Here is a 15,194-nt window from a genome sequence, read left to right as displayed (position 1 = left end):
TGCGGATCAGAAGTTGTACTGCACGTAGAACTGGTGGAAATTTATACCAGGATTCGGCTCTTTGATACCCGCGTTAGACACATGTTGAAAACGGTAGCCGAGCTGATACTGTTGCCGTTCTCCGAACTGCGCGCCGACGCCGACGACGTCCACGAACTGGAACGACGTCGCCAGCGACAGTTTGTTGGAGATCGTCGGGGACGTCAGGAAGCGGATGCCGGCGCCGGCCTCGATGAACGGACGCACCTGCCCCGCGCTCTTGATGAAGCGGAACATCGGCGTCGCGCCGAATTCGCCGATGCTGCCATGAACATTGCCGCCCGTGTGCCAGTAGCCGGCGTGGCCTTCCATCACGAACGCGAAGTGCCAGCCGCCGATTTCCCACCAGTTCCAGCCTGGATCCCACACGACGCCGAGATCGGCCTTGTCGATCCCGTGGCGATCCGAAAACCCGCCGCCCGCCTGGACTCCCCATCGATCCGCGAATGCGGCGCCCGATCCGCCCAGCAGCGACACCGCCAGCAGCGCATGCAGCGCAAGCCGACTACGGGGCCGGCAATTCTTCTTATTGTTCATCAGACACTCCAACTTTGTGGGTTGAATGGAGCCTTGCCGCAGAGGCCGGGCCCGAGCGAACTGAATGGTATGGTAAAGGACTTTCCGAATCGGCATCACGAAGCGAAATTGTTTGCTTCCAAAACTACAAAAATCGAAACCGTCTACTGATTACTATCAGAAACAACAACTTACGGAACTTCCCAGGGCCGGTCCGGTCGCAGATTAGACTATCGATTCGACAAGTTCGATAGATAACCGGGAACTTGGATGCCCGCACCCCCTCTAAGGAATTAGCACTCGGATTACGGGAGTGCTAAGATGGGCCCCGGAATCTCATCCGAGACCAGGGGTTTGTCCCTGATTCCAAAGGAGTTTTTTTAGTGAGCCACGCCCTGACCCTTCCGAACACCCTGAGCCCGACGCCGGCCAAGGCCGAATCGGCAGGCTCGCTGGCGCTCGCGACTCAATCGATGTTGTCGGGCCAGCTCGGCAACATCGACGCGTACATCCAGGCCGTCAACCGGATCCCGCTCCTGACCGCCGAAGAGGAACGCCAGTACGCGACCGAATTCCGCGAAGACAACAACCTCGACTCGGCACGCCGCCTCGTGCTGTCGCACCTGCGGCTCGTCGTGTCGATCGCGCGCAACTACCTCGGCTACGGCCTGCCGCACGGCGACCTGATCCAGGAAGGCAACATCGGCCTGATGAAGGCTGTGAAACGTTTCGACCCGGCGCAAAACGTGCGCCTGGTGTCGTATGCGATCCACTGGATCAAGGCCGAGATCCACGAGTACATCCTGCGCAACTGGCGGATGGTGAAGGTCGCGACGACGAAGGCGCAGCGCAAGCTGTTCTTCAACCTGCGCAGCCACAAGAAGAGCATGCAGGCGATGACGCCCGAGGAAATCGACGGCCTCGCGCAGGAGCTCAACGTCAAGCGCGAAGACGTGACCGAGATGGAAACGCGTCTGTCGGGCGGCGACGTCGCGCTCGAGGGCCAAGTGGAAGACGGCGAGGAGTCATACGCACCGATCGCCTACCTGGCCGATTCGCACAACGAGCCGACCGCCGTGCTCGCTGCGCGTCAGCGCGACATGCTGCAGACGGACGGCATCGCGCAGGCGCTCGAGGCACTCGACGCACGCAGCCGCCGGATCATCGAGGCGCGCTGGCTGAACGTCGACGACGACGGCTCGGGCGGCTCGACGCTGCACGATCTCGCGGCCGAATTCGGCGTATCGGCGGAACGCATCCGCCAGATCGAAGCGAGCGCCATGAAGAAGATGCGCACGGCACTCGCCGAATACGCGTAACTCCGCGATTTAGAGCGCTTCACCCAAAACCGCTGCCCGCCCGGCAGCGGTTTTTTTTCGTCTATGGTTTTGCCTCGATCACCCCGTATTAATCGACCTTATTGATCGGGTATCGGGCAAATTCCGGCCCCTTCCGCATAACCTTGATCTGCCTCAAGTTTCGACACGTGCTTCGCGACGGTCTGCCGCAGCGCAACACTCGGCATCGGAAAGCCGGCATTTTAAAATTGGCATGTCGGCTTAAAAGGATTAAAACAGCTTAACTGCCGTCATAAATCCGACGTAGAGTCGCCCCAAACCCACGTAAATCGATTCAGGATAATCGCCTTGATCTCGATCAATAAAGAGCCTGCGCCGCCTCCCCCGCAGGCCGCCGGCACGCTCGGCTGGCGCGCACGCATCGCCGCGTGGGCGCGCGGGCCGACCCTCATGCGCGACATCACGCTGGTGGTGATCGTCAAGCTGATCCTCCTGATGTCGCTCAAATACGCATTCTTCAATCATCCGCAGGCCAAGCACATGTCGCTGCCGCCTGCCGTCGTCGCCGAGAAGCTGCTCTCGGTGCCGGCGCCTGCATCTACCGAGGGAGACCACCATGATAAGTAGCGAAGTCGTCGATCTGTCGCGTCTGCAGTTCGGCATCACGGCGCTCTACCACTTCCTGTTCGTGCCGCTGACGCTCGGCCTGTCCTGGCTGCTCGTCATCATGGAAGCCGTCTACGTGATGACCGGCAAACAGGTCTACAAGGACATGACCCAGTTCTGGGGCAAGTTGTTCGGGATCAACTTCGCGATGGGCGTGACGACCGGCATCACGCTCGAATTCCAGTTCGGCACGAACTGGTCGTACTACTCGCACTACGTCGGCGACATCTTCGGCGTGCCGCTCGCGGTCGAAGGCCTGATGGCATTCTTCCTCGAATCGACGTTCGTCGGCCTGTTCTTCTTCGGCTGGAACCGCCTGTCGAAGGTCAAGCACCTGATGGTCACGTTCCTCGTCGCGCTCGGCTCGAACCTGTCCGCGCTGTGGATCCTGGTCGCGAACGGCTGGATGAACAATCCGGTCGGCGCCGAGTTCAACTACCAGACGATGCGCATGGAGCTGACCAATCTGTTCGACGTGCTGTTCAACCCGGTCGCGCAGGTGAAGTTCGTGCACACCGTGTCGGCCGGCTACGTGACGGCCGCGATGTTCGTGCTGGGCATCTCGTCGTGGTACCTGCTGAAGAAGCGCGACACCGACTTCGCGCTGCGCTCGTTCGCGGTCGCGGCGGGCTTCGGTCTCGCGTCGACGCTCTGCGTGATCGTGCTCGGCGACGAATCGGGCTACACGACCGGCGAAGTGCAGAAGATGAAGCTCGCCGCGATCGAATCGGAATGGGAAACCCAGCCGGCGCCGGCATCGTTCACGCTGATCGGCATTCCGAACCAGAAGGAAGAGCGCACCGACTATGCGATCAAGATCCCGTACGCGCTCGGCCTGATCGCGACGCGCTCGATCGACGAGCCGGTGATCGGCCTGCGCGAACTCGCAAAGCACAGCGAGGAACACATCCAGAGCGGGATGGTCGCGTACGGCGCATTGCAGAAGATCAAGGAAGGCGACACGAGCGACGCGACTCGCGCGCTGTTCGATCAGCACAAGCAGTATCTCGGCTACGGGCTGATGCTCAAGCAGTTCACGCCGAACGTGGTCGACGCGACGCCGGAGCAGATCAAGGCCGCCGCGAAGAAGACGATCCCGCCGGTCGCGCCCGTGTTCTTCTCGTTCCGGATCATGGTGTTCCTCGGCTTCCTGTTCCTCGCGACCTTCGTCGCCGCGTTCTGGTTCTGCGCGCGCCGGCAGGTGCTGCAGGACAACCGCCGCTGGTTCCTGCGCTATGCGGTGTGGGCGATCCCGCTGCCGTGGCTCGCCGCGGAATTCGGCTGGGTCGTCGCCGAGCTCGGCCGCCAGCCGTGGACGATCGCGGGCATCCTGCCGACGCATCTGTCCGCGTCCAGCCTGACGTCGACGGACCTGTACCTGAGCCTCGCCGGTTTCATCGCGTTCTACACGGCACTGTTCGTCATCGAGATCAAGCTGATGTTCAAGTACGCGCGTCTCGGCCCGTCCTCGCTGCATACCGGCCGCTATCACCACGAGCTGGCGGCCGCCGGCGAGCACGCGTCGGCCTGAGCGCGCACCTGAAACCGAACAAGGAATCGCTATGGACTATGCAACTCTCAAGCTGATCTGGTGGCTGCTCGTCGGCGTGCTGCTGATCGGCTTCGCCGTCACCGACGGCTTCGACATGGGCGCGACCGCGCTGCTGCCGTTCCTCGGCAAGACCGACGAGGAACGCCGCATCATCGTCAACACGGTCGGCGCGACGTGGGAAGGCAACCAGGTGTGGCTGATCACGGCCGGCGGCGCGATGTTCGCCGCCTGGCCGCTCGTCTATGCCGCGTCGTTCTCCGGCTTCTACTTCGCGATGCTGCTCGTGCTGTTCGCGCTATTCTTCCGGCCGGTCGGCTTCGACTATCGCAGCAAGCGGCCCGACCCGCGCTGGCGCGCCGGCTGGGACTGGGGCCTGTTCGTCGGCGGCTTCGTGCCGGCGCTGGTGTTCGGCGTCGCGTTCGGCAACCTGCTGCAGGGCGTGCCGTTCAAATTCGACAGCGACCTGCGCGTGACCTACTACGGCGGCTTCTGGGCGCTGCTGAACCCGTTCGCGCTGCTCTGCGGGCTCGTCAGCCTCACGATGCTCGTCGCGCACGGCGCCGCGTTCATCAAGATGAAGACCGACGGCGTGATCGCACGCCGCGCGTCGATCGCGCTGCGCGTGTCGGCGCTCCTCGCGGTCGTGCTGTTCGTGCTGGCCGGCGTGCTGATCGCGTCGACCATCGGCGGCTTCCACATCACGCACGCCGCGCCGACCGACACGGTCGCGAACCCGCTGCTCAAGGACGTCGCCGCCGGCTCGGGCCTGTGGCTCGCGAATTACGGCGAGTATCCGTGGATGATCGCGGCCCCCGTCGTCGGGATCGCGGGTGGCCTGCTCGCGCTGCTGCTCGCCGGCTCGAAGCAGGAAAAGACGGCGTTCTTCTGCACCGGCCTGATGATCACCGGCGTGATCCTGACTGCAGGCTTCTCGATGTTCCCGTTCATCATGCCGTCGTCGCTCGACCCGCGCAGCAGCCTGACCGTGTGGGATTCGACGTCGAGCCACATGACGCTGCAGGTGATGCTGTTCGCGGTGATCGTGTTCCTGCCGATCATCCTGCTCTACACGAGCTGGGTGTATCGCGTGATGCGCGGCAAGGTCACGCATCAGTCGCTCGAAGAGAACAAGCACTCGATGTATTGAACCTGGCCGGGGCGCCCACGCGCCCTCGCCCACCGTTTCGCAAGGAGTCGGATCATGTGGTATTTCAGCTGGATTCTCGGTATCGGCGTCGCGCTGTCGTTCGGCATCGTCAACGCGATGTGGCTCGAAGCGCGGCAGAAGCCGCAGGAAGCGCCGGTGCGCGCACGCCGCGACTGATCGCGCGCGGGGCGGCTTGCACCGCCCCTCCCGTCCGGAACGAACCTCGCGTCACGCGAGGTTTTTTTTCGTCCGTGCCATCGGCGCACCCGCGATTCCTCGATGCCAATTTAGCGCCAGATTGATACCACTTGAATACCAATCAAAGGTTTCATAAGATCTTTGGACACGGCCGCCGACAGGCCGAATCCATCTGGTGGGGGAGACATGCGAATCCCGTGTCTGGCGCGCGCCCGCGCGCCGAGTTGCCATGCGTATGCGGCAGCGGCCGCCGTTGCGATCGTGCGCGGCCGCCGGTCTAACCCATTCCGCCGCGGTCGCATCGTTGCCGCGGCGATTGTCGTGCGCCGCCGATGAGCACGCATCCGCCACCCCACCGATCCGATCGGCACGCTTGTCCGCCTCCCGTTCCGTAACGCACGCCCCCGCGTGCCGAATGCGCGCGGTGCGGCCGCATCGCCCCGTGCGCGGGCATTTCCCGCAGCTCCATTGAAAGACCCGATCGCGGCGACGTCGCCCCCAACGACGCCGCCACGCCCACTTTTTTCTCAGGAGTTCGAATGAAGCACACCTTGCCATCCTTCGTTGCCGCCCTGTTGATCGCGGCGCTGCCGCCTGTCGCCATCGGCGCGCAGCCGACGCCGACCGCCGCTGTCGCGGCGACCGGCATCGCACAACCGGCCGCGCAAGCGGCCAGTCTCGCGATGCTTCTGTCGAACGGCCTCGCGCTGCGCGTCGCCGTCGACAACAACCACGCGGCCGCGGCCGGCGTGCCGTGCGCCGATCTCGGCGCCGACGGCGCGGCCTGCGCGACCGGCCGCCTGATCCTGCAGAACCGCGGCCACCAGACGATCGCCGACGGTGGCTGGAAGCTGTACCTGCACAGCATCCGCCGGCTGCTGCGGATCGATCGTCCGGGCTTCGCGCTGCGGCGGCTCACCGGCGACCTGTACGAGCTGACGCCGCAGCCGGGCTCGGTGCGGCTCGCGCCCGGCGAACGCATCGAACTGCCGTTCGTCGCCGAATACTGGCTGCTGCGCTACAGCGACGTGATTCCGCGCCCGTATGTCGTCGTCGACGGCGCACCGCCCGCCGTGCTCCGCTACAACGACACCGACGACGAGCTCCGCTATGTCGAATCGCTACCGGCCGACGCGCAGAACAATTCGACCGGCAACGCGCCGCCCGTGGCGGCACGCCCCGACGCGAGCCGCGCACTGCCGAGCGTGAAGCGCGAACAGCCACTGCCCGGCACGCTCGACCTGCGCGGCGTCGAGCTCGCGCTGCCGGACCTGCCGGACGTGCAGATCGCTGCGCTGCGCGAACGTGCGACGACACTCGGGCTCGACGGCGCGCGCGTGCCGGTCCGCGGAGCAGTCGCACCGCGCCGGCTGCCGGCCGACATTGCGGTACCGGGCGGCTACCGGCTCGCGATCGGGCCGCGCGGCGTGCTGATCGAAGGCTACGATCGCGCGGGCCTCTACTACGGCGTGCAGACGCTCTACTCGCTCGCGCCCGCCGGCGGCGGCCCGATCCCGGCGATGCTCGTCGAGGATGCGCCGCGCTTCACGCATCGCGGGATGCACGTCGACCTCGCGCGCAACTTCAAGCACCCGGCGACGCTGCGCCGCCTGATCGACCAGATGAGCGCGTACAAGCTCAACCGCCTGCACCTGCATCTGTCCGACGACGAAGGCTGGCGCATCGAGATTCCCGGTCTGCCGGAGCTGACCGACATCGGCTCACGCCGCTGTCACGACCCGAGCGAGACGCGTTGCCTGCTGCCGCAACTCGGCTCGGGCCCCGACAACCGCTCGGGCGGCGGCTACCTGACGCGCGACGACTACGTGGCGCTCGTACGCTACGCGGCTGCACGCTTCGTGAGGATCATCCCCGAGATCGACATGCCCGCGCATGCGCGCGCAGCCGTCGTGACGATGGAGGCGCGCTACCGGCGGCTGCACGCGGCCGGCCGCGAGCAGGAAGCGAACGCGTACCGGCTGCTCGATCCGCAGGACACGACGAACCTGACGACGGTGCAGTTCTACGACCGGCGCAGCGACCTGAATCCGTGCGTGCCGGGCGCGCTCAATTTCGCGTCGAAGGTGATCCGCGAGATCGCGGCGATGCATGCGGACGCGCAGGCGCCGCTGCACACCTGGCACTACGGCGGCGACGAGGCGAAGAACATCTTCCTCGGCGGGGGCTTCCAGCCGCTGAACGGCACCGACCCGAACAAGGGACGCATCGATGTCGCCGCGCAGGACAAGCCGTGGGCGCGTTCGCCCGCGTGCACGGCACTGCTCCAGCGCGGCGAGATCAAGTCGATCGACGAGCTGCCGACGCGTTTCGCGAAACAGGTGAGCGCGGCGGTCGACGCGAACGGGATCGACACGATGGCCGCGTGGCAGGACGGCATCAAGCATGCGAACGGGCCGCAGGACTTCAGCACGCGCCACGTGATGGTGTCGCTGTGGGACACGATCTTCTGGGGCGCGTCGGACAGCGCACGCGACCTGAGCGGCAAGGGTTACCAGACGGTGCTCGCGCTGCCCGACTACCTGTACTTCGACTTCCCGTACACGCTCAACCCGCGCGAGCGCGGCTATTACTGGGGCTCGCACGCGACGGACGAGTACAAGGTGTTCTCGTTCGCGCCCGAGAACCTGCCGCAGAACGCCGAAGTGATGGGCGATCGTGACGGCAACGCGTTCGAGGTGACGGGCACCGGCCCCGCGCCGCGCATCGAAGGCATGCAGGGGCAGGCGTGGGGCGAGGTGATGCGCAACGACACGTTCCTCGAATACATGGCCTATCCGCGGCTGCTCGCGCTCGCCGAACGCGCGTGGCACCGGGCCGACTGGGAGCTGCCGTATGCGGCCGGCGTGCGCTTCAAGCGCGGCGACACGCATCACGTCGACCTGGCCGCGCTGCAGCGCGACTGGGCTGGCTTCGCGACGCTGCTCACGCAACGCGAATTGCCGAAGCTCGACCGGGCCGGCATCGGCTACCGGAAGCCGACCTTCACGCTGACGAACCCGTGAACGATTGAGCAGTTGCAGATCCGCGCAAGCGGTGCGCGATGCGGACGATTGCATCGCGCCCACGCCCTGCCAAAGCAAAACGGCTTGCGACGTATCGCAAGCCGTTTTCGTTTTACCGACCGGCGGCCCGAACCCGCCACACGGATCGGGCCCACCTCATCGCATCGTGCCGGATCAGGCCGGTTGCGGTGCCGCCCCGCCGCCCGTCGACGTCAGGCGCGCGCCGAGCTGTTCCGCGTAGCGTGCCGCCGCGTTGCCGCAGACGATGTGGAACGTGTCCGGCGACACCCATGCGACATCGAGCGCGCCGAGTCGATCGCGATCGACCGCGGATGCGTCACGCACGACGACGCGCAAGCGCGTGGTCGCGATCGCGTCGAGCGAAGCGACGTTGGTCGCCCCGCCGAACACCGCGAGCCAGCGCAGCGGATCGGGATCGAGCGGACCGGCTGCCGCGCCCGTGACCGGTTGAGCCGCAGCGGCCGTGGCCGTCACGGCGGCGCCGGTCGCGCCGCTGCCGATCGCCGAGCGCATCTCGTCGGCAATGATGTCGGCCTCGGGCCCGATGATCACCTGCACGCTGTTGCCGCCGCGCTTGAGCACGCCGCGCGCGCCGATCGACTTCAGTTCCGGCTCCGACACCTTCTCCGGATCGACGACGGTCAGGCGCAGGCGCGTCGTGCATGCGTCGACGACCGTCAGGTTGCCGGCACCACCGAGCGCGGCGATATAGCGCTGCGCACGCGGTGCTGCCGCGGCGGCGCCGGCCGCCGGCGCGACGAAGCCGCCCGATGCGTACGAATCGGCCGCCGCATCGCCCGAGGCCGGCTCGCGGCCCGGCGTCGCCATGTTGAACTTGCGGATGAAGAAGCGGAACAGTCCGTAATACGCGACGCCGTATGCGATACCGAGCGGCACCGCGATCCAGCCCTTCGTCGACAGCCCGTAGTTCAGCACGTAGTCGATCGCGCCGGCCGAGAACGTGAAGCCGAGCTTCACGCCGAGGATCTGGCAGATCGCGAGCGACAGCCCCGTGAGCACCGCGTGGATCACGTACAGCACCGGTGCGAGGAACATGAAGCTGAATTCGATCGGCTCGGTCACCCCGGTCAGGAACGACGTGAGCGCCATCGAGAACAGCAGGCCGCCGACCATCGCGCGGCGCTCCTTCGGCGCTTCATGCAGCATCGCGAGACACGCGGCCGGCAGGCCGAACATCATGATCGGGAAGAAGCCGGCCATGAAGGTGCCCGCGGTCGGATCGCCCGCGAAGAAGCGGTGCAGGTCGCCGTGCACGAGCTCGCCGCCGGCCGGCGGCGTGAAGTTGCCGAACACGAACCACGCGAGCGAGTTGATGATGTGGTGCAGGCCAGTGACGAGCAACAGGCGGTTCAGGAAGCCGAACACGAACGCACCGATCGCGCCTGCCGTCGTCAGCCACTGGCCGGCCGCGTCGATCGCATGCTGGATCGGCTGCCACACGTACCCGAACGCGATGCCGAGTACCACGCACACCAGCCCCGTGATGATCGGCACGAACCGCTTGCCGCCGAAGAACGCGAGGTAGTCCGGCAGCTTGATGTCCTTGTAGCGGTTGTACAGCAAGCCCGCGACCACGCCCGCGATGATCCCGGACAGCACGCCCATGTTCAGCTTGGGATCGATATCCTTCATGATCGCGGTTTCGATCAGGTAACCGATCGCGCCCGCGAGTGCCGCCACGCCGTTGTTGTCCTTCGCGAAACCGACCGCCACGCCGATCGCGAACAGCAGCGGCAGGTTGTCGAAGATCGCGCCGCCGGCATCGGCGATCATCTTGATGTTGAACACGTCCGGCTGTCCGAGCCGCAGCAGGATGCCGGCGACCGGCAACACCGCGATCGGCAGCATCAGCGCCCGGCCCAGGCCCTGTATCTTCAGAAACGGATTCCCGTCCATTCAGTCCTCCAATCCATGTCTCGTCATTAATCGTCGTTGACCTAATTGCTTGCGTGGTGAAACGCTCGCGCGCCCGCCGTCGACGTTCAGTCGAGCGGCCAAACCTCGCGGCTTGCTGCCCTTACCGCCTGTGCCGAGTCGAGTGCGAGCAGATCCTGTGCACGCTGGCGACACAGCTGGTAATCGAGACGGCGCACGCGCGCCTTGATGCCCGGCACCGACACCGGGTCGACCGACAGTTCGGTCACGCCGAGGCCGACGAGGATCGGCACCGCGAGCGGATCGCCGCCGAGCGCGCCGCACACGCCGACCCACTTGCCGTGCTTTGCCGCGCCGCGCACCGCGATGTCGATCAGGCGCAGCACGGCCGGATGCAGGCCGTCGGACTGCGCGGCCAGATCGGCCTGGCAGCGGTCCATCGCGAGCGTGTACTGCGTCAGGTCGTTGGTGCCGATCGACAGGAAATCCGCGTGCTGCGCGAGTTGGTCGGCGAGCAGTGCCGCCGACGGCACCTCGATCATCACGCCGACCTCGATCGGCTCGGTACGGCCCTGCGCACGCGCGAATTCGTCGATACGCTTGCGCAGCCGCACGAGCTCGCCCGCATCCGTCACCATCGGCAACAGGATCCGCACCGCGCCGAACGGCTTCACCGCGAGCAGGCCCTGCAGCTGATCGTCGAGCAGATCGGGGCGCACCTGCGCGAGGCGAATGCCACGGAGGCCGAGCGCCGGGTTCGGTTCGGGCGGCAGCGTCAGGTAGTCGACTTCCTTGTCGGCGCCGACGTCGAGCGTGCGGATGATCGCGGTGCGGCCCTGCAGCGCGTCGACGATCGACTGGTAGCTCTGCTGGTGCTCGACGACGCTCGGCGCGGCCTGGCGATGGATGAACATCAGTTCGGTGCGCAGCAGGCCGACCGCGTCCGCACCGTTGTCGACCGCGGTGTTCGCGTCGTCGAGCGTCGCGATGTTCGCGGCGACCTCGATGGCGCGGCCGTCGATGGTCGCGGCGGCAGCGCCGGCCTGTTGCCGGTTCGCTTCGCGCACGCCGTCCAGGCGCTGGCGTTCGTGGCGTGCGCGTTCGACGTCGAGCGCGGTCGGTGCGTGTTCGAGACGGCCCGCGCTCGCATCGACGACGACCTGCGTGCCGTCCGGAATCGCGTACAGCGCGTCGCCGACCGCGACGAGCGCCGGAATGCCGAGCTGGCGCGCGATGATCGCCGCATGCGACGTCGCACCGCCGCGCGCCATCACGAGCGCGGTCACGCGCTGGCGATCGAGCGACGACAGATCCGACGGCGTGAATTCCTCTGCGGCGAGCACGGCCTCGTCGGGCAGCGTGCGCGTCGCGCCGCTCGTGTGGCCGAGCGCGCGCAGCACCCGCTTCTCGATGTCGCGAAGGTCCGCCGCGCGCTCGGCGAGCAGCGCGTCGTCGAGCTTCGACAGCGTATCGATCTGCGCGCGGATCGTCGCGCGCCACGCGAAGCCCGCGCTCTTGCCGAGGCTGATCTGGTCGCGCGCCGCGTCGACCAGCGTCGGGTCCTCGAGCAGAACGCGATGCACCGCGAAGATTCCCGCCTCGCCGACCGCGCCGCGCGCCGATGCGTTACGCACCGTTTCGTCGAGTTCGGCATCGACCGCCGTCAGCGCCTGGTCGAGCCGGCGGCTTTCCGACGCGGGCGTGCCGGTCGCCTGTTCGGGCGGCACGATGTCCGCATCGTCGAGACGCACCAGCGTGCCGACCGCGATGCCGGGCGCCGCGCACACGCCCGCGAGCGTGTTCGGATCGAGTGTTGCGCCGGTGTTGCGCACGATCGGCTGCGGTGCGGGCGACTTGAGCCGCGCCGGCCTTTCCTCGACCTCGCCGTGCGCTTCGCGCAGCAACTCATGCTCGACCGCTTCGACGGCTTCCCGCGCGTGCGCGCCGCGGCCGACCAGTTCGATCGTCGCGCCTTCGCCGGCGCCGAGGCCGAGCAGGCCGACCACGCTTGCGATCGGCGCCTTGCGGCCGTCGAAAAGCACATCCACATGTGCGTCGAGCCCGCGCGCGGCTTCGCGCACCCGCGCGGCCGGACGCGCGTGCAGGCCGCCGGGCTGCGTCAGCACGACTTGGCGGCGCACTTCGTTCAGCGCCGCCGCGCCGGCCTGCGCCGCCCGCGCGGCGGCCTCGCCCTTGCCGCGCAGCGTCAGCAGCGGCGTCTCGCCGGCCGTCGCGAAACCGCTCGCGCGCTCGACGACGTCGAACGCGTCCGAGTTCGCGATCGCGATCACCGAAACCAGCGAATGCGCACTGCGCGCGACCGCGTCCTGATCGAACTCGATCAGCAGGTCGCCCGCCGCGACGCGCGCGCCGGCTTCGACGCGCGCGGTGAAGCCCTGCCCGTTCAGCTCGACGGTGTCGATGCCGATGTGCAGCAGCACTTCCGCGCCCTGCGGCGTCGTGATCGTCACCGCATGGCCGGTGCGCGCGAGATGCGACACGATGCCCGCGCACGGCGCGACGAGCCGGCCCGCGAGCGGATCGATGCCGATGCCGTCGCCGAACATCCCGCCGGAGAACACCGGATCGGGCACGTCGGCCAGCGCGACGATCGGCCCGGTCAGCGGGGCAAGCAGGACGATCTGATCATGGGCGGAACTCTTCAACTGGGACTCCTCGGCGCGTCTCATCGGCTGTCTCGGCTATCAGTGCGTTTCGGTGACTTTGTTCAGGTGGCGCGGCGTGTCGGGATTGCGGCCGCGCGCGACGGCGAGATCCGCCGCCATCACGTAGAACGAAAGAATGGCGGCGATCGGGTCGAGCGCCGAATGGGCAGACTGCGCGAGCGGCAAGGTCGCGCCGGGCGTGCCGGCGGGCGCCGCGAGCAGCACGGCCGCACCGCGTGCGCGCATGTCCTGCGCGAGCTGCAGCAGCCCGGCCTGCTCCGGGCCCGGCGGCGCGAACACGAGCAGCGGATAGTCGCGGTCGATCAGTTCCATCGGGCCGTGTCGGACTTCGGCGCTCGAGAACGCCTCGGCCTGGATGCCGGAGGTTTCCTTCAGTTTCAGCGCCGCTTCCTGCGCGATCGCAAGACCGAGGCCGCGGCCGATCACGATCATCCGCTCGATGCCCGCGAGCGCGGCGACGGCCGGCGACCAGTCGAGCCGGCCCGCCTGCGCGAGCACGTCGGGCAGGCCGCGCAGTGCCGTGATCAGCGCGGCGTCGCGTTGCCAGTACGCGACGATCTGCGCGGACAGCGACAGCATCGCGATGTAGCTCTTGGTCGCGGCGACCGACAGTTCGGGTCCGGCCAGCAGCGGCAGCTGATGCTCGCACGCGTCGGCGAGCGGCGACGGCAGCACGTTGACGGCGGCGACGGTGCGCGCGCCGGCCTCGCGCAGCGCGGCCATCGTGTTGACGAGGTCGGGGCTCTTGCCCGACTGGGAGAATGCCAGCGCGAGCTGGTCCTGCACCTTCAACGGCGCCTGCTGCAGCGTCGCGACCGACATCGGCAGCGATGCGACGGGCACGCCGAGTCGGCTCATCGTCAGGCTCGCGAAATAGCTGGCGGCGTGATCCGAGCTGCCGCGCGCGACCGTCAGCGCGACGGCCGGCGGGTGATCGAGGAGTTGGCCGGCGAGCGCTTCGACGCGCGCGGTGTCGGCGAGTTGCGCGGCGACGACCTGGGCGGACTCGCGCGCTTCCTTAAGCATATTCGACAATCGATTCTCCTTCGACGTAGGTCGCGGTGAGGTTCAGGTCGCGATCGAACACGGCGAGGTCGGCCCATGCGCCTCGCTCGAGGCGGCCGCGATCGGCGACGCCGAGGTAGTCGGCCGCATAGCGCGACATCCGGTTCGACACGTCGGCGATCGGCAGGCCGAGCGACACGAGGTTGCGCAGCGCCTGGTCCATCGTCAGCGTGCTGCCGGCAAGCGTGCCGTCGGCGAGCCGCACGCCGCCGAGGCACTTGGTCACGTGCTGGCTGCCGAGCCGGTATTCGCCGTCGGGCATGCCGGTGGCGGACGTGCTGTCGGTCACGACGTACAGGCGCGGGATCGCGCGCAGGGCCGCACGAATCGCGCCCGGATGCACGTGCAGCAGGTCGGGGATGATTTCCGCGTATTCGGCATGCGCGAGTGCGGCGCCGACGAGGCCCGGGTTGCGGTGATGCAGCGGCGACATCGCGTTGAACAGGTGCGTGAAGCCGCATGCGCCGTGCTTGAGCGCTGCGACGGCGTCGTCGTAGGTCGCGAGCGAGTGGCCCAGCTGCACGCGCACGCCGCGCGCGGCCATCTCGCCGATGATCTCGATGTGACCGGCGATTTCCGGCGCGAGCGTGACGACCCGGATCGGCGCGATCGACAGGTACTTCAGCACTTCGTCGAGCACGGCCGACACGGCCGCGTCCGGCTGCGCGCCGAGCTTGCCGGGGTTGATGTACGGCCCTTCGAGATGCACGCCGAGCACGCGCGCGCCGCCGGGCGTACGGGTGCGCGCGACGGTGCCGAGATTCGCGACGACCTGCATCAGTTCGTCGCGCGGCGCGGTCATCGTCGTCGCGAGCAGGCTCGTCGTGCCGAACTGCGCGTGCGTGCGCGCGATCGTCTCGATCGCGTCGCCGCCTTCCATCACGTCGGCGCCGCCGCCGCCGTGCACGTGCAGGTCGATGAAGCCGGGCAGGATGTACGGCGCGTCGTTCTTCGCGGGATCGGCAGGCGTGCCGTCGAGCGTGGTGATGCGGCCGTTCTCGCTGTCGAGCGAGCCGAGAATCCAGCCGTCGGGGGTGAGGATGTTTCCAGTCAGCATGACGTTTCTCTTGATGATCTGGTGACGCG

11 protein-coding genes are annotated in these 15,194 nt (G+C 67.4%); 6 read left to right on the top strand and 5 right to left on the bottom strand.

What is annotated here, in order from left to right; translation table 11 throughout:
- Positions 1 to 6 precede the first annotated feature (6 nt).
- Positions 7 to 576 carry an acyloxyacyl hydrolase gene (locus tag ACV22W_RS17880; protein WP_448020797.1) on the bottom strand — a complete coding sequence of 190 codons (570 nt, stop codon included), beginning with the start codon at positions 574 to 576 and terminating at the stop codon, positions 7 to 9.
- Positions 577 to 938: 362 nt separating this feature from the next.
- Here ACV22W_RS17880 and rpoH point away from each other — a divergent pair, with 362 nt between their 5' ends.
- From rpoH to ACV22W_RS17850, 6 genes are all read left to right on the top strand, one after another.
- Positions 939 to 1,874, top strand: coding sequence for an RNA polymerase sigma factor RpoH (rpoH, locus tag ACV22W_RS17875; protein WP_448020796.1), 936 nt, complete (start codon positions 939 to 941; stop codon positions 1,872 to 1,874).
- 327 nt (positions 1,875 to 2,201) lie between these two features.
- Positions 2,202 to 2,480 (top strand): cytochrome oxidase putative small subunit CydP, encoded by a 279-nt coding sequence (gene cydP, locus ACV22W_RS17870; RefSeq protein ID WP_059526138.1) that lies wholly within the window; start codon positions 2,202 to 2,204, stop codon positions 2,478 to 2,480.
- Positions 2,470 to 4,050: a cytochrome ubiquinol oxidase subunit I gene (locus tag ACV22W_RS17865; RefSeq protein WP_059819811.1), complete on the top strand. Its 1,581-nt coding sequence runs from the start codon at positions 2,470 to 2,472 to the stop codon at positions 4,048 to 4,050. The genes cydP and ACV22W_RS17865 overlap by 11 nt, the downstream gene beginning before the upstream one ends.
- Positions 4,051 to 4,081: 31 nt before the next feature.
- Positions 4,082 to 5,218 (top strand): cytochrome d ubiquinol oxidase subunit II, encoded by a 1,137-nt coding sequence (gene cydB / locus ACV22W_RS17860; protein ID WP_175909327.1) that lies wholly within the window; start codon positions 4,082 to 4,084, stop codon positions 5,216 to 5,218.
- Positions 5,219 to 5,272: 54 nt separating this feature from the next.
- On the top strand, positions 5,273 to 5,395 hold the full coding sequence (gene cydX / locus ACV22W_RS17855) for a cytochrome bd-I oxidase subunit CydX (RefSeq protein WP_006483737.1): 123 nt from the start codon (positions 5,273 to 5,275) through the stop codon (positions 5,393 to 5,395).
- A gap of 560 nt (positions 5,396 to 5,955) precedes the next feature.
- A complete protein-coding gene (locus tag ACV22W_RS17850) occupies positions 5,956 to 8,439 on the top strand; it encodes a family 20 glycosylhydrolase (protein ID WP_448020793.1) in 2,484 nt (827 codons plus the stop codon).
- A 174-nt stretch (positions 8,440 to 8,613) separates the two neighbouring features.
- Here ACV22W_RS17850 and nagE read toward each other — a convergent pair whose 3' ends face one another.
- The 4 genes from nagE to nagA form a co-directional block, all read right to left on the bottom strand.
- The gene (gene nagE / locus ACV22W_RS17845; protein WP_448020792.1) at positions 8,614 to 10,377 is read right to left on the bottom strand and encodes an N-acetylglucosamine-specific PTS transporter subunit IIBC; all 1,764 of its coding nucleotides are present in this window, start codon (positions 10,375 to 10,377) and stop codon (positions 8,614 to 8,616) included.
- 86 nt (positions 10,378 to 10,463) lie between these two features.
- Positions 10,464 to 13,046, bottom strand: a complete 2,583-nt coding sequence (ptsP, locus tag ACV22W_RS17840; protein ID WP_448020790.1) for a phosphoenolpyruvate--protein phosphotransferase — start codon at positions 13,044 to 13,046, stop codon at positions 10,464 to 10,466.
- Between the two features lie 15 nt (positions 13,047 to 13,061).
- Positions 13,062 to 14,069: an SIS domain-containing protein gene (locus ACV22W_RS17835; RefSeq protein WP_448020831.1), complete on the bottom strand. Its 1,008-nt coding sequence runs from the start codon at positions 14,067 to 14,069 to the stop codon at positions 13,062 to 13,064.
- Positions 14,062 to 15,165, bottom strand: coding sequence for an N-acetylglucosamine-6-phosphate deacetylase (gene nagA, locus ACV22W_RS17830; RefSeq protein WP_448020788.1), 1,104 nt, complete (start codon positions 15,163 to 15,165; stop codon positions 14,062 to 14,064). The genes ACV22W_RS17835 and nagA overlap by 8 nt, the downstream gene beginning before the upstream one ends.
- Between the last annotated feature and the right edge of the window lie 29 nt (positions 15,166 to 15,194).

The organism is Burkholderia sp. AW49-1 (assembly GCF_053427845.1).
This window is presented reverse-complemented; position numbering and strand designations above follow the sequence as displayed.